The sequence below is a fragment of the Claveliimonas bilis genome (genome assembly GCF_030296775.1).
GTDB lineage: Bacteria > Bacillota > Clostridia > Lachnospirales > Lachnospiraceae > Claveliimonas > Claveliimonas bilis.
The window spans coordinates 2,793,194-2,816,476 of the sequence record NZ_AP027742.1; the positions used below are offsets into that span (position 1 = coordinate 2,793,194).

General features: G+C 41.5%; 18 protein-coding genes, 1 CRISPR repeat array and 1 other annotated feature. Of the genes, 6 read left to right on the forward strand and 12 right to left on the reverse strand.

Features of this window, described 5'->3' with window-relative positions; all coding sequences use genetic code 11:
• Positions 1 to 100: 100 nt before the first annotated feature.
• Together R2J37_RS13490 and add are read right to left on the reverse strand one after the other, a co-directional pair.
• A complete protein-coding gene (locus R2J37_RS13490; RefSeq protein WP_316265546.1) occupies positions 101 to 916 on the reverse strand; it encodes a purine-nucleoside phosphorylase in 816 nt (271 codons plus the stop codon).
• 37 nt (positions 917 to 953) lie between these two features.
• Positions 954 to 1,928 (reverse strand): adenosine deaminase, encoded by a 975-nt coding sequence (add, locus tag R2J37_RS13495; RefSeq protein WP_316265548.1) that lies wholly within the window; start codon positions 1,926 to 1,928, stop codon positions 954 to 956.
• A 174-nt stretch (positions 1,929 to 2,102) separates the two neighbouring features.
• Here add and hdhA point away from each other — a divergent pair, with 174 nt between their 5' ends.
• On the forward strand, positions 2,103 to 2,900 hold the full coding sequence (hdhA, locus tag R2J37_RS13500) for a 7alpha-hydroxysteroid dehydrogenase (RefSeq protein ID WP_316265550.1): 798 nt from the start codon (positions 2,103 to 2,105) through the stop codon (positions 2,898 to 2,900).
• 246 nt (positions 2,901 to 3,146) lie between these two features.
• Positions 3,147 to 4,828: direct repeats of the CRISPR family, unit length 36 nt; unit sequence GTTTCATTACCCTATAGATTTACACTACTCTCAAAC.
• Between the two features lie 51 nt (positions 4,829 to 4,879).
• On the opposite strand, the gene csn2 is transcribed toward hdhA, so the two are convergent.
• From csn2 to rplM, 6 genes are all read right to left on the reverse strand, one after another.
• Entirely contained in the window at positions 4,880 to 5,545 is a 666-nt protein-coding gene (csn2, locus tag R2J37_RS13505; RefSeq protein ID WP_316265551.1) for a type II-A CRISPR-associated protein Csn2, read from the reverse strand.
• Positions 5,542 to 5,847 carry a CRISPR-associated endonuclease Cas2 gene (gene cas2 / locus R2J37_RS13510; protein ID WP_316265553.1) on the reverse strand — a complete coding sequence of 102 codons (306 nt, stop codon included), beginning with the start codon at positions 5,845 to 5,847 and terminating at the stop codon, positions 5,542 to 5,544. The genes csn2 and cas2 overlap by 4 nt, the downstream gene beginning before the upstream one ends.
• Before the next feature lie 11 nt (positions 5,848 to 5,858).
• Complete coding sequence (gene cas1 / locus R2J37_RS13515) at positions 5,859 to 6,725, reverse strand: type II CRISPR-associated endonuclease Cas1 (protein WP_316265555.1); 867 nt, start codon at positions 6,723 to 6,725, stop codon at positions 5,859 to 5,861.
• Complete coding sequence (gene cas9, locus R2J37_RS13520) at positions 6,722 to 10,789, reverse strand: type II CRISPR RNA-guided endonuclease Cas9 (RefSeq protein ID WP_316265557.1); 4,068 nt, start codon at positions 10,787 to 10,789, stop codon at positions 6,722 to 6,724. Before cas9 ends, cas1 begins: the two co-directional genes overlap by 4 nt.
• A 374-nt stretch (positions 10,790 to 11,163) precedes the next feature.
• The gene (gene rpsI, locus R2J37_RS13525; protein WP_230105196.1) at positions 11,164 to 11,556 is read right to left on the reverse strand and encodes a 30S ribosomal protein S9; all 393 of its coding nucleotides are present in this window, start codon (positions 11,554 to 11,556) and stop codon (positions 11,164 to 11,166) included.
• 28 nt (positions 11,557 to 11,584) lie between these two features.
• Positions 11,585 to 12,013, reverse strand: a complete 429-nt coding sequence (gene rplM, locus R2J37_RS13530; RefSeq protein ID WP_230105195.1) for a 50S ribosomal protein L13 — start codon at positions 12,011 to 12,013, stop codon at positions 11,585 to 11,587.
• Positions 12,014 to 12,450: 437 nt separating this feature from the next.
• Here rplM and nox point away from each other — a divergent pair, with 437 nt between their 5' ends.
• Positions 12,451 to 13,779, forward strand: a complete 1,329-nt coding sequence (gene nox / locus R2J37_RS13535) for a H2O-forming NADH oxidase (protein WP_316265559.1) — start codon at positions 12,451 to 12,453, stop codon at positions 13,777 to 13,779.
• 115 nt (positions 13,780 to 13,894) lie between these two features.
• On the opposite strand, the gene R2J37_RS13540 is transcribed toward nox, so the two are convergent.
• Positions 13,895 to 14,275 carry a GNAT family N-acetyltransferase gene (locus R2J37_RS13540; protein ID WP_316267049.1) on the reverse strand — a complete coding sequence of 127 codons (381 nt, stop codon included), beginning with the start codon at positions 14,273 to 14,275 and terminating at the stop codon, positions 13,895 to 13,897.
• A gap of 304 nt (positions 14,276 to 14,579) precedes the next feature.
• On the opposite strand from R2J37_RS13540, the gene R2J37_RS13545 reads away from it, so the two are divergent.
• The 4 genes from R2J37_RS13545 (at position 14,580) to R2J37_RS13560 (ending at position 20,146) form a co-directional block, all read left to right on the forward strand.
• Positions 14,580 to 15,764: an IS110 family RNA-guided transposase gene (locus R2J37_RS13545; protein WP_316264811.1), complete on the forward strand. Its 1,185-nt coding sequence runs from the start codon at positions 14,580 to 14,582 to the stop codon at positions 15,762 to 15,764.
• A gap of 518 nt (positions 15,765 to 16,282) precedes the next feature.
• Positions 16,283 to 17,686: an MATE family efflux transporter gene (locus R2J37_RS13550; RefSeq protein ID WP_256193063.1), complete on the forward strand. Its 1,404-nt coding sequence runs from the start codon at positions 16,283 to 16,285 to the stop codon at positions 17,684 to 17,686.
• Positions 17,687 to 17,788: 102 nt separating this feature from the next.
• A complete protein-coding gene (locus R2J37_RS13555) occupies positions 17,789 to 19,096 on the forward strand; it encodes an alpha-amylase family glycosyl hydrolase (protein ID WP_316265560.1) in 1,308 nt (435 codons plus the stop codon).
• A 105-nt stretch (positions 19,097 to 19,201) separates the two neighbouring features.
• Positions 19,202 to 20,146 (forward strand): carbohydrate kinase family protein, encoded by a 945-nt coding sequence (locus R2J37_RS13560; protein WP_316265562.1) that lies wholly within the window; start codon positions 19,202 to 19,204, stop codon positions 20,144 to 20,146.
• Between the two features lie 30 nt (positions 20,147 to 20,176).
• Here the strand turns inward: R2J37_RS13560 and R2J37_RS13565 are convergent, their stop codons facing one another.
• The 3 genes from R2J37_RS13565 to R2J37_RS13575 all read right to left on the reverse strand — a co-directional run bounded on the left by R2J37_RS13565 (position 20,177) and on the right by R2J37_RS13575 (position 23,266).
• Positions 20,177 to 20,698 carry a flavin reductase family protein gene (locus R2J37_RS13565; RefSeq protein ID WP_256193060.1) on the reverse strand — a complete coding sequence of 174 codons (522 nt, stop codon included), beginning with the start codon at positions 20,696 to 20,698 and terminating at the stop codon, positions 20,177 to 20,179.
• Between the two features lie 146 nt (positions 20,699 to 20,844).
• Entirely contained in the window at positions 20,845 to 22,065 is a 1,221-nt protein-coding gene (tyrS, locus tag R2J37_RS13570) for a tyrosine--tRNA ligase (protein WP_230105188.1), read from the reverse strand.
• Between the two features lie 148 nt (positions 22,066 to 22,213).
• Positions 22,214 to 22,487, reverse strand: a binding site (T-box leader).
• Positions 22,488 to 22,564: 77 nt separating this feature from the next.
• On the reverse strand, positions 22,565 to 23,266 hold the full coding sequence (locus R2J37_RS13575; protein ID WP_316265565.1) for a DUF5714 domain-containing protein: 702 nt from the start codon (positions 23,264 to 23,266) through the stop codon (positions 22,565 to 22,567).
• Positions 23,267 to 23,283: the final 17 nt, after the last annotated feature.

Here is a 23,283-nt window from a genome sequence, read left to right on the forward strand (position 1 = left end):
TTTTCAAAATTACTTCTATTTCATATATAAAAAAGGATGGTTTCTACCACCCTTTCATATTCTAAACACCAATCCTCTTTTAACCATCTGCCGTAACCGCTTATTTTCCCACCAGTCCGGTAATCAGATTCTCAAATTTTTCTTTTGCCTGATCCGCGCTCTTTTGCACCTCCCGGTGATCCAGAGGCTGATCCAAAATTCCGGCGGCCATATTCGTAATACAGGAAATCCCGCATACTTTCATTCCCATATGACGGGCGGCAATCGCCTCACAGACAGTACTCATACCTACCGCATCTGCACCCAGCGCACCCAGCATCCTTATTTCCGCCGGCGTCTCATAACTGGGACCGCTGCACTGCACATAAATCCCTTCTCTAAGGGAAATACCCTGGCGCGCCGCCGCTTCTTTCGCCGCCTCCTGAAGCTCCGGATCATAGACATGGCTCATATCCGGAAAACGAGTTCCCAGCTCATCTATATTTTCTCCTCTGAGGGGATTCGGAACCGCTATAGAAATATGATCCGTGATCAGCATCAGATCCCCCGCCTGGAACGTCCTGTTGATCCCACCTGCCGCATTGGTAAGGATAACCGTATCTGCTCCCAAAAGTCCCATCAGACGCACCGGGAGCACCACATCTTCCATGGGATATCCCTCATAGTAATGCACTCTTCCTTTCATCAAAATAACGGGAGTGTTTTTTACGTAGCCAAACAAAAACTTCCCGTCGTGACCCTGTACAGTGGACACAGGAAATCCCGGAATTTCACGGTATGGAATTTCACAGGATATTTCCATATTATCGGCATATCCCCCAAGCCCGGATCCAAGCACAATTCCCACCTGGGGCCTGAAGTCTGTCCTTTTTCGTATTTCCTCCCGGCATTTCAGCAATCTTTCATATGGACGCATATTTCTTTCCTCCTTTTTCCATCACTGGACAATAACCTTATATTTCATATAGACGAAGCAGACGGTTTTTCACTGCTTCATCAGCAAAAGATACTTCCACTGCATTTCTCATCATCCTAAAAATTTCTTCGTCTTTTATTCCATAATTTTTCTGAATAAACTTTAGCTCATCCGTAACCGTTGTTCCGCTCACGGTCCGGTTATCTGTATTCACCGTTACCAAAAGCCCTTCTCCTAAAAACAGATTCATGGGATACTCCCGGCGGTCCGGCACCGCTTTCGTCTGCAGATTGCTGACCGGGCACATTTCGATCCCAATCTGTCTTTCCCTGCAAAGGCAGCGGATTTCCGGATCTTCCCTCATAGCAATCCCGTGTCCGATCCTCGAAGCTCCCACCTCCACAGCCTCTTTGGTATTCTTCGCACTTCCGCATTCCCCGGCATGGATCGTAAATGGCATGTCCATTTTCTTCACTTCCCCAAAAAGTTCCAGAAATCCCTCCATCGGATAGGCTGCCTCATCTCCTGCCAGGTCGGCGGCGCACACTCCTTCTCCAAGAAATTCTCTCGCCTGCCGGATCATGTGCAGATTATCCTCCAGGCTGTGATGCCTCATGGCACAGACGATCACATTGTACTCTACTTGAAATTCCTTTTTTCCCTGCTCCAGTCCCTGCAGAACGCTCTCTATCACCTGTTTTGTCCCCAGATTTTCGTGTACAGAAAGCAAAGGGGCAAACCGAACCTCTATATACTTCACATTTTCCTTTGACACCGAACGGATCAAGTCATAGCCGGCTCCTTTTAAGCCTTCCTCATTCTGCAGCGCCAAAAGTGGCAGATCAAATTTCTGCAAATATTCCGCCAGATTTTTACACTCCCATCCAGCCTGAATCTGCGACAAAGAAATATCCTGTCTTAGCCTTTCTTTTAAAAATTCTAAAGACAAGGAGCCATCTAAATGACAATGAAGCTCCAGCTTGGGCAAATTCCGCAGCAATTCGTAATCCATATCCTCCCCCGCCTTTCTACCATGTCAACCACTTTTTGTATACAATTTTGTGTAAGCAAATTGTACCATAATTTCCGAAAGAAACAAATATAAATGTGACCAAATCACTGTTAATGCATTTTTTACCGGACTATAATATAAAATAACAGAAAACACCGGAAAGGAGAATTACTTATGAGACTAAAAAACAAAGTGGCTGTTGTAACAGCATCTACCAGAGGAATCGGAGCTGCTATTGCAGAAACATTCGCACAGGAAGGAGCCAAAGTTTATCTGGCTGCCCGCAATCCCGAACGTGCTCAGGCTATGATCGACCGCCTGACGAAAGAAGGATGTTCTGTTTCCTATGTATATAATGATGCCTATAAGCAGGAGACTTATAAAAGCATGATCGAAGAGACTGTTGAAAAGGAAGGACGAATCGATATCCTTGTCAATAACTTCGGTACTTCTGATCCGACGAAAGATCTGGATATTAAATCCACAGAATACGATGAATTTCTAAGAACCCTCAATGCAAATATCGGAAGCGTGTTCCTCGCTTCCCAGGCTGCTATTTCACATATGGCAAAAAATGGCGGCGGAAGCATTATCAATATTTCTTCTATCGGCGGTTCTGTACCGGACATTTCACAGATCGGTTATGGTACCAGCAAAGCTGCCATCAACTATCTCACTAAACTGATCGCCACCCAGGCTGCCAGAGATAACATCCGCTGCAATGCCGTACTCCCGGGCATGACTGCAACTGATGCCGTTATGCAGAACCTGACCCAGGATTTCCAGGATTTCTTCCTGAAGCACACGCCAATCAAACGGATGGGAACTCCGGAAAACATTGCGCAGGCTGTATTGTATTTTGCAAGCGATGAGTCTTCCTACACAACAGGCCAGATCCTGGAAGTATCAGGAGGCTTCGGAATGCCTACACCGGTTTTCGGTGATATGATCGAGATGAAGAATAGGAGATAATTCAGACATCAATTTAGTTCAAAAAAGTCCATACTTCCCTTTGGGGAATGGTATGGACTTTTTAGTTATTTCTGAATTAAGGCTTTTCATTATTGTAAATACCTGTTATGTTCTACTTTTTTGAATATAGTGTCACAAACGTTCATCGCTTTTAAGCACACCATCCGAAAGTCTTTCTGGATATTTTATTACCCTATATTTACACTACTCTCAAACTACGGTTCATGCAGCACCTGTCCGGAACTTGTTTCATTACCCTATAGATTTACACTACTCTCAAACTTCAGATCATCCCACATCACAAGCAAAGGAGTTTCATTACCCTATAGATTTACACTACTCTCAAACGATGATGTTGCAAATACAGAAAGTGACATAGTTTCATTACCCTATAGATTTACACTACTCTCAAACTAGCTCTTTGGATTGTGTGCGGATATTAGGTTTCATTACCCTATAGATTTACACTACTCTCAAACGAGGTATTGGATATTGAAAGCCCAAACACCGTTTCATTACCCTATAGATTTACACTACTCTCAAACGATATTCATAGAGGTATAAATCAAATCACTGTTTCATTACCCTATAGATTTACACTACTCTCAAACTCCCTTAATAAGACAGAGTATGATGCAGAGGTTTCATTACCCTATAGATTTACACTACTCTCAAACTGCCCTGTGTCCTCTGACCTAACCGCGTTGTTTCATTACCCTATAGATTTACACTACTCTCAAACACTCTGTGCAAGTTCCATTCCATTGTTTCCGTTTCATTACCCTATAGATTTACACTACTCTCAAACTTGACTGCTGCCGTCGCAACTCCCGCGATCGTTTCATTACCCTATAGATTTACACTACTCTCAAACTACTTGTGTTTTCTCATTTACACAAACTACGTTTCATTACCCTATAGATTTACACTACTCTCAAACCCTGCATATGGATTTTTCTCCTCTTCGTCAGTTTCATTACCCTATAGATTTACACTACTCTCAAACTGAAGGAGATTCTGGAATTACGGATAAAAGTTTCATTACCCTATAGATTTACACTACTCTCAAACTACTCCTTTTACATCATGGTATGGTGACGAGTTTCATTACCCTATAGATTTACACTACTCTCAAACCGTATCACCGCCCTGATTGTTCTTTCCCTCGTTTCATTACCCTATAGATTTACACTACTCTCAAACTTTGTCTCGATAACCTGCATTCCTTCTTGGGTTTCATTACCCTATAGATTTACACTACTCTCAAACCCGTACCCCGGAAGAAATGCGGCTTTTATGGTTTCATTACCCTATAGATTTACACTACTCTCAAACTAACTGGATCATATCCGATGTAAAATTCGGGTTTCATTACCCTATAGATTTACACTACTCTCAAACTGTGTTTACGCCGGTTTTCTGATGCGCAAGTTTCATTACCCTATAGATTTACACTACTCTCAAACTGTGCCGAGAGACGGATACCATGGGCTTTAGTTTCATTACCCTATAGATTTACACTACTCTCAAACGAAAGAGACACTTGAATTTTTTAAAGCAATGTTTCATTACCCTATAGATTTACACTACTCTCAAACCGTAGGTCTTAGAGTTCATAGTCCAGAACAGTTTCATTACCCTATAGATTTACACTACTCTCAAACGGAGAAACGGGAGCATACGGAGGGTTCCAGGTTTCATTACCCTATAGATTTACACTACTCTCAAACTGCGGGCATATACTTTCTGGATATTTACAAGTTTCATTACCCTATAGATTTACACTACTCTCAAACAAACCTGTCCTGCGTGGATAGTGTCGCTCTGTTTCATTACCCTATAGATTTACACTACTCTCAAACCTCTACCGCCAAAGCACAGTATCTACATGGGTTTCATTACCCTATAGATTTACACTACTCTCAAACCTCAAATTCAAGAAAACGACCTGCTATCGCCGTGAAATCTATAGGGATTATTCAAAACTCACATAAATCACGATCAACAATCAATCGACTTTCATTTTCCAACCCTTCGAAATCATGACTGTCAATCAACAACACTTGAAAAGAGTGTCCTGTCACAGTATCTGCAAACTCCTGTAGCTGCTCTCTTCCAATATAACTACTCAAATTAACAAAAATAAACAGCTTATCTCCTTCAAATTCCCGCACCAGTTCCATATATGCATAGATTTTGTCAACCAGTCTATCATACTCATCTGCCACTGTCAGTTCTGCCGCTTTAAGTATCTGCTGAAGAGAGATATCATGACACTCTATATCTGCATCAAAATTAAGGCTCAAATCATTAATATATGTTTCAATTTCAGCCATCAATTTTTGTGTCCGTTCATAGTATACATCATCCTGTCCGCATTTTTCCATAGCTGCCAGCACCTTTTTTATGATCGTCCTGTTATTCATCTCAACAGCCAATGGATCAGTGACCAGTTCCGCATATTTATGAAAACTAACAGGTTCATCATGAATCGAGAGAACCGTATCACCATCAAGATTATCCATCTGTCGTTTTATATCAGTTAACACTTCATACAGAAAATCCGGTGCTTCAATCACAAGCACATTGATTCGTTGATCTGATATTTCAATCCTACTGCTTATCTTTGGATGTACAACTTTCATAATATAACCAGCCTTTCATCTGTATCTATCACTTCTTTGTTTGATTTTCCCACCAAAAATTCCATTTTTGAAAATTGTTTCTCCGTAACAGACAGAACCTGTACTAATCCTGATGGGGGCTTGGCTTTTCGAATTGTATCAACCACACTTTTTTCTATACTTGGATTCAAGACCATTCTACAATAAACAGATTCCTGCATCATAAAAAAACCGTTTTTCAAAAGTGTTTTTCGAAATGATCGGTAATTTCTTATATCTTCTGATGTTTGTACCGGCAAATCAAAGAAAACTAAAATTCTCATAAATCGATAACTCATAATCCATAAAATGTAATCAATGATAAATCCTTTTCATTTATCGCATCAAAAACGCTTTTCACATAAATCTTAATACCATTATTCAGCACTTGCCGTGTATTGTTAATACCTATTTCCTGTTGTAGAAGTTCTAACATTCTGTGCTTTTCTTCCACCGAAAACTCTGTAAATCCACCGGCATAAACATATCGGTCTACCAGGACACGAAACGGTTCCATCAAATCACAGCTCAAATTGAATTGATTGAACATATTATCATGAAAAAATCCCAGTTGTGTCAGATAACCATTCGCCACAACCTCCCGGTTAATTGTCGACAAGATGAGAGAATATCCATAGTTCAAAGCCGCATTGACAGGATTGTCATCGTTTCTGGTAAATTCTTTTCCAAACAGTGCATTAAAATAAACTTTTGCTGCATGTCCTTCCCGATTCGTTGCATCCCGATATTCCATTTCGTCTATATAGCCCCTAAGCAGCGCTTCTTCATCTTTTTGTAAATCTGCCAAAAAGTCTGCCTGTTTTCGGATTTTCTCTTTCACAATTCTCGTCCATATCTCACCTTTTAATTCTTCACTCCAGGATATCTGTAATTTAATTTTGCTGGAACAATCATGGCAGCCATAATAAGGGACTAATTCTGATTGAGGATTCCTTTTACTGTCACAAAAAATCACTTTGATCTTTTTCTGCATCAATGCCTCAATCAGACAACCTGTAAGAGATACAGCCGGATTCTCTATAATGATTGTATGAATGTCATCTAAGAGAATCCTCTTTGTATCTTCTTTTCTCACTTCCAGGAAGTTCATTTTGTAATCTAATTTACAGCGTTTCGTAATAACAACAGTTCTAAAACTCATAATAACTCCAATAGATTTTGAGAGACCTTTCTATGCAGCCCAGCTGCAGAAATATCAACAATTCGGACGTCTTTGAAAGACTTTTTCCAGTTAGACAATTTAGAATTAGTAGTAAAAATAGCAGCCTGTCCAACTCCCCCTAACGCTTTTAAATCACATCCTGTTGTCCTTCCTGTCTGAAAAACTGAAAGGATATTTAAAAGTACTTCTACCTGCTCTTCCAGTGTTAATTTTTCAAACTGATCCTTACCATTTTTCAGCACCTCCAATTGACTTCCAAATATCGCATCATACGGTTTAGTCTCTAATTTACCTTTAAAAAATGAATACATGGAGCTATTTTCCGCTTTTGTTATTTTGTCATATGTTTCCTCCACATATAATTCTTTGCTTTGCTTTTTCTTTTTAGAGAAACTCTCCAGACGTTTTATATATCTTTCTTTCTCACGATCCACAAGCAACGGCATCATAGATCTGAATAATAACTTTTGTCCTCCACTAGATTTTCCTGCAATAGCCACGTCAAATCCATCCAATGACAAGAGCGTATTTACTTTTAGTTTTCTCATACCTAATGGAAAGCTTACTTCCTGCACCGTTTCTCTTGGTTTCCCGATAATCTGTGCAATTGTTTTTCCTACATATTCTTCCGCATATGTTTTATTGTCCATGATTCGCTTCGTTTCCATCAAATCAATCGGGACAAACATCACGTCTTTCTTGGGTTTTTTCCCCGCTTCTGTATATTTTGCCAACAGGAAATAACTTGCGGTTGATTTATTATAACCGCCATACTTTTCCGTATCCAATCCACCTTTTCGTTCAATCAATCCAGCTGCTGCTCTCAATGGCTGTTGGTCAAACAAACCGCCTTTTCTCTCAAAAGCATATCTCGTGTAATGGACACTGTTCTTAGCAAGCACTTTCTTCACTCGTGCAATATCTTTTCCACCATTCCACACCAATTCTTTTCCACACCATACTTTATTCCCAAAAATCACCTTAGTTTTGACTGAATAATCATCCTGATCAATCTTAAAGAACTTTGTAGTAAATCTGGCATTATACACCTCTCCTGCCACAATATTTAAATATGCATCTTTGGCATGATGAAGGTCATTGACACTCCTGCTTTTCACGGATTCCAGCACCTGATTTCGGAAATCAGAAACTAAGCCTGCCTTTACGAAAACTATTTCTGTTTCGGGAAAGACATATTGAAGAATCCTCGTCACTGCTTTTGTAGACTGACGTGTTTCCACTAATTGACGATTGATAAATTCCATTTTCTCAGTATTTGAAAACGAAGTTTTTCTTGTTAAACGTAGATATTTTTCATCTGAAATCAAGCCTTTTTTATGATAAACTCTCCACATATCAGCCATTTTTTCCTGGATTTCTGCACTGATCGGATATTTATCCCCTTTTGCTCCATTTTCTTCCGATAGAACAAGTACTTTATTTGACAGACTGTCATCCTTTACTCTACATTGCGGATAAATGTGATCTACGTTATAGGCATCTGTTGGCAATTTATTAATATCAATCGGTTTCCCGGAATACATACTTCTTCCAAGCTGCATAAAATATAAAAACAGTACTTCACTTCTAAGTTGACGTTCTCCCCTGTCTTCCAGCTGCTTTGACAATTCACGCACTTCTGCTTTATCCATGTTCTTATATAATTCCAGAATCTGTTCTTTTCTTGATTTTTTACGACTTTTCTCCTCTTCCTGTCCTCTTGCCATCTCTACATAAATCTTTTTTGGCGCTGTCTTACAAACACTTTTAATATCTTTTATTATGTCTAACGTTCTGTAAATCGGACGCTTTACAGCATTTGAAACATACATTTCATCCAACAAAGACTCTATTGTCATCGGATGTTCTGCATAGTATTCTCTTTGTTCTTCTTCAATGCGCTCTTTGAACGTATAGCGGTCTGAAAGCAACTTCATTAAATTATCATTTTTCTCCCACAATGCCTGTATAATAGTAAAGCTCTCACCTGTCTCCTTGTCTGCAGCACGGATTCCAGTAAGCAATTTCTTAGACAGCCTCCCAAATCCAGTATATTTCAGTTTCGATAAATATTTTCTGTCTTCCTCTGATAGTTTTGGAAACTCTCGTTCTAATCGCCGCAAAATCCTACTGCGTTCTTCCGAATATGTAATGCATTCTATAATTCTTTCAACTTCTCTTTCGCTTAAGATTCCAGAACGCAGAAGTCTTTTGAAATCATGCTGCGGCTTTAAAGAAGATTTTATCGCAATATCAATACCGCCAAGTGTATCTCCCGATTGCATATAGTTGTTACTGATCAAATATTTCTTTATTTTATCAACAGTTACCTTTTTATTTTCTTCAAAAAGGCCATAAATTTCCTGTTTACATTTTACCGAAATTGGCTCCCCATTGACCTTAATATTATTGATCTCATTCAATACAGTGAATTTACAGTACAATAAGGAGTTCTGCGGCAGCACAGTCTCACCTGGCAGATAAGAACAACTATTTGTCATCCGATCAATAAACGCATCCTCGCTCTGATCCAAATCCACCTTTTCCTCAAAATTCCAAGGATAGATTTTCCCTTCTGTCTTCCGTTTCAACCACGCATGTTCGCTAGCTAGGCAAAGAGGCCCCACAAAATATGGAATACGGAATTCAAAAACAGAAAGCAATTTCTCTTTATTAGAAATTCCATCCTCATCTGTCTCACGCAAAAACGGCAGATAAGTTTCTGCATTTTCCAGAATTTTTTTTAACTCGTAATAATAAAGTTGGTATGGTATTACACGATTGTCCCCGTTTACCTGTTTCGGCATAAACGTATATGTCTCCAATCGGAGCATGATTTCCTGATATACCTCCTGGTCTTCCGGCTCACATGTGATATCCTTTAATTTCTTTTTCAGATAGTCGCAAAATTCCTCTTGTGTTGCTTTTTTCTTATAGTCCTTCGTTCTTTTTTCTTTTGGTATATTATATACATACGCCGCATAGTTTTCTTTATCTACACTCTTAAAAATTGCGTTAAACTCATCCGGACAATACTTATGAACAAAATTTTTTAACACATTCAAATCTGATTTGTGCTGATCATAATCCTTTACTTTTGCTTCGGAAATACTGGAACAGCCATGCAAAGAATCCACCAGCAAAGCCCAGTCATAAAGTGCTCTAAGCCGGATTAGGTATTCTGCATCTTCTGCATCCATTTCACTTAATATCAATTGAAAATCTTCTTCTGATTTTCTCAAAGAAATGGAAATCTTCTCTTCAAAATCTTTCTGACAGAATAGTTTTCCTGCTTCTACAGTTCCACCGGCAAGAAGTTTTATAATCCCCTCCTTGCTAATATGGTCCTCTTCCTCGGTCTTCGGTTTCTTTCCAGCATATAACAGATCCCAGAATTGACGCTCTTTATTTCTAACCGTCTGATTCAACAGGAGAATACTTTGAAATTTTTCTTTATCATCACACATCCACGGCTTTTCAGAAAAAAGTTCCATGAAATTTCCATAGATCGAATCGAAATCAAGTAATGCAGCAATATTATCCTTGTTTACCTCACTCAAAAAATGCCCGCGGTGCGCCATAAGCCACGCAACTGCCAAATAAACCAACCGAACATCATGTGGAGTTTGATCCTCCATTAATTCCTTAATGAGATGATGAATGGTCGGATAATCTCTGTGATACTCCTTGTCCGTATATGTTTCGTCTTGAAAAAAGATATAGGTATCTCTCCCGCTGGTATCTTCCCGAAATAATGCGCTTTCTTTCAATCGTATAAAAAAACGCTCGTCAATTTCACTGATAGCTTTTACAAAAATCTGTTGTGTCAAGTGAACCCTCTGCTGCCTGCGGTCTAAACGTCTGCGTGCCGTTCTATATCCGCGCCGCTCCGCACACTGCTTACCTTCTTCAAACACGTGCGATCCCCACATAGGTTCTCCTTTATGCTTCAATAAATTGAAACATTCATCTGTCACTGCATAACCAACAGAATTTGTTCCAATATCCAATCCCACATAATAATTCTCTTTCATTCTTGACATCCCACCTCAGAATATGATATTTTCTATTTGTAAATCATTACCCTATAGATTTACACTGCAAGTTCAAATAATATTATTATGAAATCGTCGGGCAACCGACAAACACAGTGTGTGTTATTAAAGAGTCTATCTTTGATAGGCTTTTTATTTTTCTTGATTTTAATATACCATCTTTTTCCATAAAAACAACTAAAAATCTCCTAATTTTTAGTTACTTTTTCACAATTATAATAGTAACATATAGTTCTCTTTCTTATCTAAATTTACCTTTATAAAAATCCAGCTATTCTTATTCTACGAAAAAACCTCCCAAGACCAAAGTCTTGAGAGGTTTGTAAATTTTCTTTTGAAATTGTCTGCTCTGAAACGTCTGATTATCGTTTGGAGAACTGCGGAGCTCTACGAGCTGCTTTGAGTCCGTATTTCTTACGCTCTTTCATACGTGGGTCACGTGTCAGGTATCCTGCTTTCTTAAGGATCGGTCTGTAATCAGCATCTGCCTCAAGAAGAGCTCTGGAAATTCCGTGGCGGATTGCTCCTGCCTGTCCTGTGTAACCGCCGCCTTTTACGTTAACGATCACATCAAATTTTCCTTCTGTCTCTGTCGCAACAAGCGGCTGACGAACAATAACTTTCAGTGTTTCCAGTCCAAGATACTCATCGATATCTCTTTTATTTATTGTAATTTTTCCTGTTCCAGGTACTAAATATACTCTTGCGATTGATTTTTTTCTTCTTCCTGTTCCGTAGAATTTTCCGTTAGCCATTTCTTAATATCCTCCTTTCGACCTCTGATTAAAATTTCAGTTCTTCTGGTTTCTGAGCCTGATGTGCATGCTCTGGTCCAGCGTATACATGAAGTTTCTTAATCATGCTTCTTCCTAAAGGTCCCTTCGGAAGCATTCCTTTTACAGCCAGCTCAATTACTTTTTCCGGTTTCTTATCCATCATCTCTGCCAGTGTAGTTTCTTTCATTCCGCCTACATAATCAGAGTGATTGTAGTAAATTTTCTGAAGCATTTTCTTTCCGGTTACTTTTACATCTTTTGCATTGATCACGATCACGTAATCACCTGTGTCGATATGCGGTGTAAATTCCGGTTTGTTCTTTCCTCTCAAAACCTTAGCTACTTCTGATGCTAAACGTCCTAATGTATATCCTGCAGCGTCAACTACATACCATTTTCTTTCAATCTTGTCTGGACTAGCCATATAAGTTTTCATTGGTTTACCTCCTATGAATCGTTGCATTCTATGCGTTTACTTATAGATATTATATCGAAATCAGCCAGGTTCCGGGGCTTTGGTGCCTGCTGTTTCTCCTTTTGTCATACTGCATTATTATATTATACGCTTCCACGCGTGTCAACTGTTTTTATGGATTTTTTGCTGTATTTCTTCAGTATTTTTACCTTATTTTATTTGGCAAAAATCTGGAATAAATATTTCCGGACTAATCTTTGTTTATAGATTGACAATTTTCTTCTTTTATCCTATAATCGTCTTAAAAATAACAGTAATAGTTATTATTACCTTTTAGGTATGTGTTCCGGACATCAGAAAGATTTATCATCCAAAAAACAAACAGTACGGATATACGGCTGTTTTATTTATAAAAAGTAAAATCCTATCAAAAACTATTTATCAAAGGAGGAACAACTATGAAAACTGTAATTATTGGAGCAAATCATGCTGGAATTGCTGCAGCCAACACTCTCTTGGACAACTATCCTGATCAGAAGGTGGTTATGCTTGACCAGAACACAAACTTAAGCTATCTCGGATGCGGAACTGCACTGTGGGTCGGACGCCAGATTGATTCTTATGAAAATCTTTTCTATACCGATAAAAGTGCTTTCGAAGCAAAGGGCGCTGTTATCCGCATGGAAACAACGGTAGAAAAGGTAGATTTTGAAAAGAAGATTGTTTTCTGCAGAACAAAAGATGGTGCTTCTTTTGAAGAAAATTATGACAAGCTGATCCTTGCTACAGGTTCTCTTCCAATTGCGCCGACACTTCCCGGCAGTGATTTAAAAGGGATCAGTTTCCTGAAACTTTTCCAGGACGGCCAGAATGTAGACCGCCAGATCAGCGATCCAAACGTCAAAGACGTGGCTGTCATCGGAGCCGGATACATCGGTGTGGAAATTGCTGAAGCAGCGAAACGCCGGGGCAAAAATGTCCGCCTTTTCGATGTAGCTCCCACTTCCCTTGCCAGCTATTATGATCCGTGGTTTGCAGAAGATATGGACAAAAATCTCGCTGCACATGGAATCGAGCTTCATTATGGCGAGCGCGCTACTGCCTACAAAGGCACAGAACATGTAGAAGCAGTTGTGACAGATAAGGGAGAATATAAAACAGATCTTGTCATCAACGCAATTGGCTTTCTTCCAAACAACGCTCTTGGAAAAGATCATCTGGAGTGTTTCCGGAACGGAGCATATAAAGTAGATAAACATCAAAAGACAAGCGATCCGGATGTATACGCCGTAGGCGACTGCGCCACAATCTACTCCAACGCGCTTCGGGCTGAGACTTATATCGCACTTGCCACCAATGCAGTCCGTACAGGAATTATTGCCGCTCACAACATTGGCGGAACCACCCTTGACGCTATTGGAGTACAGGGTTCCAACGGCATTTCCATCTTTGGCTACAATATGGTTTCCACCGGATTGTCCGTTGCCGCTGCACAGAAAAACAATATGAGTGTGGAATATACTGACTACGAAGACCTGCAAAGACCGGGATTCATGAAGGAAAACGCAAAAGTTAAAATCCGTATCGTATACGAATCAGATTCCCGCCGCATTGTAGGTGCACAAATGGCTTCAACAGAAGATATTTCCATGGGAATCCATATGTTCTCCCTTGCAATCGAAGAGGGCGTAACTATTGATAAACTGAAACTTTTGGACATTTTCTTCCTTCCTCATTTCAATCAGCCGTATAACTACATTACTATGGCTGCACTTAGCGCAAAATAAAAATCCGCCTGCAAGAGGCAGGCAAAAATAAGAAAGGCCCTCTATCCCTTCCATTTCTTTATAGGAAGGGATAGAAGGTCTTTCCTGTTTTTTCATGCAGCTATACTGACCGCAGTTATTTCGCTTTATCTATCATGTAGGATTGCAGGCTTTTTTGACAGCCATTTTTTTCATAAAATCTTTCCACTCCCGGCTGCGCGCCAAAATATAACATAGTAGGAGTGTTCTCCTTTGCAAGTTCAAGAAGTTTACTTCCTACACCTTGCCTTTGATATTCCGGAAGAACAAGCAATTCTGTAATCGTTCCAAAAAAATACCCGTCTGTAAGAATGCGCAGGCACCCCACAAGTATTTCATTATCATACGCTGTAATATTCACTGTCTTAGATAATGCAGTTTGTGTCCGTTCCATATCATAATCGCCTTGCCATATTTGATTGACAAAGGGCAGGAAAACCGAAGCCGCAAGCTCTGTATCATTTACTTTATATTCCATTTTATCCCTGGTATATTGTAATTGACTCATCTAACGGTCACTTACAAATATACCGTCTCCTTTCTATCAACCTTTTAGTCCGTGGTTGATTACGGTATTGTACATTTGTATGATGTAAATATGTGATGTGGATTTGTATTTTTTTATCCTGTGGCTTTGACTACTTGTAGGAGGTTCTCACCACACCTTATTTCTAAATAATGATTAGTTAGATGAGTCTTGAATTCCTATCTTGTACCAGGTTTTACGAAGTAAGTGCTGTGGATAACACATTGCATATTTTTTACGAAAGGAATGTATTATCATGATTTTAGTCGGAATTGACATTGGTAAACATCAACACATCTTCTCCATCATTGACAAACAATCCGGTGAAATACTTTCTAATCCTTCTGTTTTTCATAACAATCAAGATGGCTTTTTGTTACTCATCGGAAAACTAAGCTGCTATGCCAAATCACAGCTTCTTATTGGCATGGAAGATACCGGGCATTATCATTTTGCCTTACTCAAATATCTTCTTAACAGGCACTATACTGTTGCTCTGATCAACCCAACCACTACTGACCTTACCAGAAAACTTCAGGGCGGCATTACCAAAAACGATCCCCTGGATTCTCTTACCATTTGTGATGTCATCGGCTCAAATCAGCGTAAAAAGCCTTATCGCATTACAAAAGTAAACCGTTTCGACCTTTATGAACAAAAGCAGCTGACACGCCATCACCACAACCTGAAAGAGGAATTAAACCTCTACAAAAACCGGCTTCAGAAATGTATTGATATCGTATTCCCTGAATTTAATTCCTTATTCCGTTCAAAGTATGGCATTGTTTACATGAATGTTTTAAAATCGTTTGCTTCTGCTGAAAAGATTGCAAACTCTGATATCCGGACCATCCGGAAATGTTTTGAATATGAGGGGCGCGGAAAACGGATTCAACTTTCTGCCGAACAGCTTAAAACAGCAGCCAAAGCTTCTGTCGGCATCTCTTCTGTTGCTGAAGAAATCCAGATCAGACACCTTGTAAGTCAAATTGAAATGATAGAAGAACAACTTTCTGAAATAGACAAAAAGATAGAAGAGTTTTCCCTGCAAAACAACTCTCCTATCCTCTCCATACCAGGAATTTCACACTTCTCTGGTACTTCTATTTTAGCGGAATTAGGAGATGTTTGCAACTATACAAAAGCGTCTCAAATCATTAAATTTGCCGGTGTCGCCCCATATCACTATGAATCCAGTCAGTTTATCGCCCGGCATACTGCAATCACCAAGAAAGGTTCCCGGTATCTGAGAAAAACACTGTATCAGATTATCTTGCCGGTCATCAATCACAACAGGGTCTTCACTTCTTATTACAACAAAAAGATAGCCGAAGGCAAAGGTCACAGATGTGCTCAGGGTCACTGTATCAGAAAACTTTTAAGAGTCATCTATCATCTTCTAAGTACCGGACAGAGTTTTGATTCTACGTTACTGATATAGCTATAATTACAACCCAGCTTATTACAATGAGCCTTCTTGGGAAGGTCTGTTTGTTGTGCCACAAAATCCATAATTATTCACATATTTTCAAAGTACATACTTTTACTAACTAAAATTCAATGTTAAAAAAACTACTTGATTTTTATATAGTTAGCTCCTATATATAATGAATCATATTCCGATAATCTTTCCATCTATGCCTGCATCTTCGCATACACTGGATTTTTCATATTCTCATTCTACCATAGCTCTCCTTTTTCCGGCAATCTCTGTTCTCCCTGTTCTTTCTATATTATTTATATTTTGCCGTAAGTGAAATGGACTTTTCCCTTGCCTGTAATCTGCTCATTTGATTCTTGCCTTCCCTCCTGTGCAAAGAGTATAATATGTTGGCATTAGATTTTTTTACTTTAGCGTCGGTGTACAAGGGGGACAAAATCTACCCTTCACCGCCGTGTTGCCCCTTGTACACCGACGCTATCATCCTTTAATGAAAGAACACTCTGGAGGAATCATCTATGAGAAAAAATATTGACCTCGTAAACGGCCCTGTGCTGAAATCTCTGACACAGCTCGCCCTTCCCATTATGGCCACCTCTTTGATACAAACCGCCTACAACCTTACGGATATGCTCTGGATTGGAAGAGTCGGCAGCAATGCTGTCGCGTCAGTGGGGGCTGCCGGAATGTACATGTGGCTCTCCAATGGTCTTGCTGCTCTGCCAAAAATGGGCGGTCAAGTAAATGTGGGGCATGTGCTGGGAGCTGGCCGTCCCAAGGATGCAGCCAACTACGCAACAGCCGCACTTCATATTTCTATAATTTTCGGCCTCGTTTTTGGACTGGTCTGTATCTTGTTTTCCAATCCGCTGATCGGATTTTTTAACCTGACCGGACATCAGGTCATCGCCGACGCTCGCATTTACCTGAAGATCACCTGCGGATGTGTCATTTTTTCTTTTTTAAACCAGACACTTACCGGAATATTTACTGCAGCCGGCAATAGCCGCTCCTCTTTTATGGCAACTTTAACCGGCCTTCTTATCAATATGATATTGGATCCGGTACTTATCTTCGGACTTGGACCATTTCCTGTCATGGGTGTGGCCGGAGCGGCTATCGCAACTGTACTGGCACAGGCGACAGTAACCCTTATCTTTTTTGTCTTTGCCAAAAAAGACAACATTATTTTTTGCCATATAAAACTATTTCGAATCCCGGACAGAAGTCTTTTTTCTTCTATTGTCAGAATCGGATTCCCAACTTGCATACAAAATATGATTTTTACAGGTATTTCCATGATCATTGCCCGGCTCGTTGCAGGATATGGAGATGCCGCTGTTGCAGTGCAAAAAGTTGGTTCACAGATTGAATCCATCTCCTGGATGACTGCAGATGGATTTGCCGCTGCTGTAAACTCTTTTCTTGCTCAAAATCATGGTGCCGGAAAATACAGCCGAATCCCAAAAGGATATTACAGCGCAATGAAAGTTGTTCTTGTATGGGGACTTTTCTGTACACTACTGCTAATTTTCCTCCCTGCCCCTGTATTCCGCCTTTTTATTACAGAAGCAGACATTCTCCCCATGGGAGTAGATTATCTCATGATACTTGGTGTGTCCCAGCTCTTCATGAGTGTTGAGATTACCACCGCCGGTGCATTTGCAGGGCTTGGCAGAACTTTGCCCCCTTCTGTAACCAGCATCGTTTTGACAGGTATGCGCATCCCGCTTGCTATGCTCCTGATCCATACGCCACTTGGACTGAATGGAATCTGGTGGAGTATTACTATTTCCAGTATTTTCAAAGGAATTATCTTATTTATATGGTTCCGTCATCTGCTCGCTCACAGGAAAAACTATGTTGATATATCCGACAGCGGGAAAATGTATACAGAATCTTCTAAATGTAGTAAAATATAAACACAATTTCGTACGTACTGATCAGGAACAGCTCCTGTCAGGACTGTAAATGATCCAGGCTAATATAATAATCAATAATAATGACAAAGAGAGGTTAAAACTATGTGGGCTTACAATAGCATTTTTTATCAAATATATCCTATCGGCTTTTGCGGGGCTCCGGTTCATAATGACGGGGAATGTGTACCGCGTATACGTAAAATTATGGAGTGGAGTGAATATCTGGAAAAACTCGGTGTAGATTCTATTTTACTGAACCCGATTTTTGAATCCGACAATCATGGTTATGATACCCGCGATTTCAAAATCATCGACTGCCGTCTGGGGACAAACGAAGACTTTGCCGATGTCTGCCAGGATCTTCACAATCACAATGTAAAAATTGTGTTGGATGGCGTATTTAACCATGTCGGCAGAGGATTCTGGGCTTTTAAAGATGTCTGTGAGAAGAAATGGGATTCTCCATACAAGGACTGGTTCCACATCAATTTTGACGGCAACAGCTGCTACAATGACGGCTTCTGGTATGAAGGATGGGAAGGTCATTTTGAGCTGGTAAAGCTGAACCTGCAAAATCCCGCTGTGACGGATTATCTTCTGGAATGTGTCAAATTCTGGGTGGATACTTTTGATATCGACGGCCTGCGCCTGGATGTGGCCTACTGCCTGGATCCTGATTTTATGCGCCGTCTGCGTTCCTATGCCCAGGAACTGAAAGAAGACTTTGTCCTGATCGGGGAAGTTCTTTTCGGAGACTACAATCGTATTGTCAACGATGAAATGCTCCACAGCTGTACAAATTACGAATGTTATAAAGGAATTTATTCCAGTTTTAATTCCATGAATATGTTTGAGATTGCCCATTCACTTCAGCGTCAGTACGGCCCGGAACAATGGTGCCTGTACCGCGGAAAACATCTGATGACCTTCGTAGATAATCACGATGTCACCAGGATCGCAAGCATTCTCACAAACAAAAACCACCTTCCCCTGACTTACGGGATTCTTCTTGGAATGCCGGGCATTCCCTGCATTTACTATGGAAGCGAATGGGGAACATTAGGTGAAAAAGCGCCCGACAACGATTATGCACTTCGCCCCTGCTTCGAACAACCCAGCCCCAATGAACTTACAGAACTCATCCACAAGTTAATCCGAATCCGCCAGCAAAGCGATGCACTGTGCAGCGGTTCTTACCGCAATGTCGTACTTACGAACCATCAGCTCATTTTCGAGCGCGCATCCGAAAAAGAACGCATGTTGGTGGCGATCAACGCCTCCGACACTGACTACACCGCATACCACGGCGATCTCCAGGGAAATGCCCGTGAACTGATAAATGAAAAAATTTTAAGCCTTGACGGAAAACTGGAAATGCCGGCCTACAGCATACAATATCTTGTGTTTTAAGCAATTTTGCACAGGGTGTTTCGCAGTTTTGCACGGGGTATATTGCAGATGAGGACGTAACACTTTTAAACTTTGTTACGTCCTCATCTGCAGAAAGGAGCCAATATGAACCATCCTATCTTTATCATTGCCGGAGCCGCTATCATGGATGTTCTTGCGCGACCGGTGAATCCTTCTGTCTTTCGGACCGGTTCCATACCGGCGAAGGGGATTACGATGCGCACCGGAGGCGATGCCATGAATGAGGCCAAGGCACTCTCTTCTCTTGGCAATCCGGTCCGTCTGATCAGCAAGATTGGCCGGGACACCGCCGGGGATACGATCATGACGGAATGCTCCATGTCCCGTATTGACACGAGCTGCATCTGCCGTTCCGAGGATATCCCTACCAGTGTGAATATTGTTCTTGTGGACGATCAGGGAGAACGTCATTTCATCACTTCACCCCGGGGTACCCTTCGGAATCTGTACCCGGAAGACATTCCTGACAGTGCTTTGGAAGGAGGTAAATTTTTCTGTTTTGCCAGTATTTTTGTATCTCCTTTTTTTGACAACGCCGCCCTCACGGATCTGTTCCGAAGAGTCAAAGATCAGAAAATGACCTTATGTGCCGATATGACCAAGTGTAAAAACAAGGAGACACTTGCAGATATGAAGGAGTGCCTCTCTCTTCTTGACTATGTCTTTCCCAACTATGAGGAAGCCGCGCTTCTTACCGGCAAGACGGACCTTGACGATATTGCGGATGCTTTTCTTCAATGCGGAGTGAAACATGTTGTTATTAAAAACGGTTCCCGGGGCTGTTTTATCAAAACCAATCAGGAACGCTGGGAAATACCGGCATATTCCGGTGCGAAATGTATAGATACAACCGGAGCCGGCGATACCTTCACCGCATGTTTTCTCCATGCATTAGGCAAAAATTTTTCCCTCCCCGACTGCGGCCGTTTTGCAAATGCCGGAGCTTCCATCTGCATTGAAAATCTGGGAGCCTGCGGCGCCGGGAACGATATAAACGTTATTTTAAAAAGAGCAGGACTTGAGGAATGATTCCCAGGTCCTGCCTTTCTATTACCGCCCTTATTCTCTTACAAGAACTTTCTCGATTTCCGCCATATACATCACATGATAGTCTTTCTGCGGATACCAGGTTTCTTTGCTTTTTTCGTCCACAAAACACTCCGGAAGCATTTCCTGCACATAGAGTTTTCTGCAGACAAAGATCATTTCCGCCTCGGAAACAGCAACTGCTTTTCCGCCTTCTACTTCGACACAGCAGGGCGTAAGACCCGCCGTCTCCCATTTATCTGCCACATCTCTTCCGGAAACAGAACCGCAGATTTTAAGAGCCTCTCTTTTTTCTTCCGTCAAAAAGGAAAGGGTGAATCTGTCATTTGTATCTACAAATTCTTTTGTGTATCTCTGGGGGCGGATATAGGCGGTTGCAACCGGTTTCCCCCACATAAATCCAACGCCTCCCCAGCTTGCTGTCATTGTATTGGATTTCTCCTGATCTCCTGCTGTGATCAGCATCCACTGTTTGCTGATCTTATCAAAGGGATTAAACTGCAGCGTATGGATATCTACTTCTTTAAAGGCCATATTTTTTCCTCCTCGTTGTCTCTGTTTCTCTTAGTACCAGCGCACCATTGGGAAATCATTGTCAATTCCATTTGTCGACACAATCTGGTGCAGGTCAATCATTCCATTTATGAGGATTATTTTTTATTTTCCCGATAAAAAATCTCTTATTTCATCACAATTTTACGGAAGTTTTTCTTTCCCTTTTTCAGCACAATACCTGCTTTAAATGCATCCTCTGTGAACACTTCATGGATGTTTTCCACTTTTTCGCCATCCACGGAAACGCCGCCTTGCTGCACTGCACGTCTTGCCTCTGATTTAGAAGGAACCAGCCCGCTCTTTACAAGCATTGTGAGGATATCGATGCATCCGTCTTCCATATCCTCTTCCGTAAGCTCTGTAGTCGGCATCTGTGCCGCTGCACCCTGGCTGAACAAAGCTCTTGCAGACGCCTGTGCTTTTTCTGCTTCTTCCTCGCCATGCACCAGTTTGGTAAGCTCGTAAGCAAGGATCTCTTTTGCAGTATTTAACTGTGCGCCTTCCCAGGAATCCATCTTGTCAATCTCTTCCAGCGGAAGGAATGTCAGCATACGGATACATTTCAGTACGTCTGCATCTGCCACATTTCTCCAGTACTGATAGAAATCAAACGGAGAGGTCTTTTCCGGATCAAGCCATACTGCGCCGCTCTGTGTTTTTCCCATCTTCTTTCCCTCGGAGTTCAGAAGAAGTGTAATGGTCATAGCGCATGCATTTTTACCCAGCTTACGGCGGATCAATTCAGTTCCTCCCAGCATGTTGCTCCACTGGTCGTCCCCGCCGAACTGCATGTTGCAACCGTATTTCTGGAACAGTTCATAGAAATCATAGCTCTGCATGATCATATAGTTAAACTCCAGGAAACTTAATCCCTTTTCCATTCTCTGTTTATAGCATTCTGCCGCAAGCATACGGTTTACGGAAAAATGCGGTCCCACTTCCCTGAGAAGATCAATATAATTCAGATCCAGAAGCCAGTCTGCATTGTTTACCATCAAAGCCTTTCCGTCAGAGAAATCAATGAAACGGCTCATCTGCTTCTTAAAGCAGTCGCAGTTGTGCTGGATCTGCTCCGGCGTCATCATGGAGCGCATGTCTGATCTTCCCGAAGGATCGCCAATGTAGCCTGTTCCTCCTCCGATCAGGGCGATCGGTCTGTTTCCAGCTTCCTGGAGACGTTTCATCAGACAAAGCGCCATAAAATGTCCTACGTGGAGGCTGTCTGCTGTAGGGTCAAATCCAATATAAAAGGTTGCTTTTCCATTGTTGATCAGTTCTCTTATCTCTTCTTCATCTGTCACCTGGGCAATCAGTCCTCTTGCCTGCAGTTCTTCATAAATTCCCATTTTTTCTTCTCCTTTTTTCTGATTCTTTTTTGACTCATTCTGCTTTGATCTCTGATACATGAAAGGCCTGTGCATTCTGTCCGGAGCGTTTTATTCAGTAGGGAACGAAGATTCCTATTGAATAAAAAAGCCCCTACTGTTTTTCAACAGTAAGGGCGAATTGCTCGCGGTACCACCTTATTTCACCGCTGCCTCACAGCAGACGGCCTTTCAAGGCTGCGTTCTCTTTTACAGCCTGTGCATGATAACGTATGCCACCTACGTCGCATCCTACTTTCTTTTGACCTTTCCTTTGGCCTTTTCCGATTTCAGTGCGAAGCTCCAAGATGTATTCACATCCGACTCCTTCATGCGCCTCTCATCCGCCGGCAGCTTTCTGTCTGGGTGTTTCGAATGCTACTTCTTCTTTTCAAAGCCTTTTTATATTTGTCGTTTCTCTGTCTGCAATCCTAACGTATTTGCATATATTTGTCAAGCACAATATAAAGTAAAATCTCCTTTACCTGTGATACGGACAGGCCTTTTTCAGGCACTGCTGATTTTCCTCCGAAAAAGTGCAGACGATTTCCGCCGGGCAGTCCATTTCCACCCCAAGTTCCTTTGCCGTCATCTCCGCCGCTTTTCGGATCGCCGTAAATGTATCCCGCTTGCAGCACCTGGGGCCTCCAAGCTCCCCGATGGCCTCCAGCGCCTTGGCCGTTGTCCGGTTTGCCAGCCCCCAGGAGCGTCCCGCAAGAGGCGTGGCTCCCGTTACAATACTCATATAGATCCCTGTGCTGACTCCTGCTCCGCAGCACCCCCAGAAGCCGCACACGCCGCCCGGTATCTGGCTGCCTCTTTCTTTCATCTCTTCCAGGGCCTCTTTTAAGTCGATATCGCCGCCGCTGTTGCGGTATGCCGTAAGAAGAACCGCTCCCACCATGACATGATGTTCCGGCCCATGCATGTAAATGTAGGGATCTTCCATGATCTTCCGGGCAATTTCCACCGGATTTTTTGAATCCGTCTTTTGGCAGATTTCCATAATGACCTCAATGCCTTTTTTAGCATGGCAGGCATCGCAGACATAGTGCCCTTTCTCGCAGGAAGCATGAGAAAGTTCCGTCTTTCCACAGAAAACACATTCCATCTCCACTGCTTTGGGATAATAAGTCAGATTTTCTCCGCATACCAGGCAGGCGCCTCTTTTTCTCTCACTCATTGTCGTATTCCCTCTTT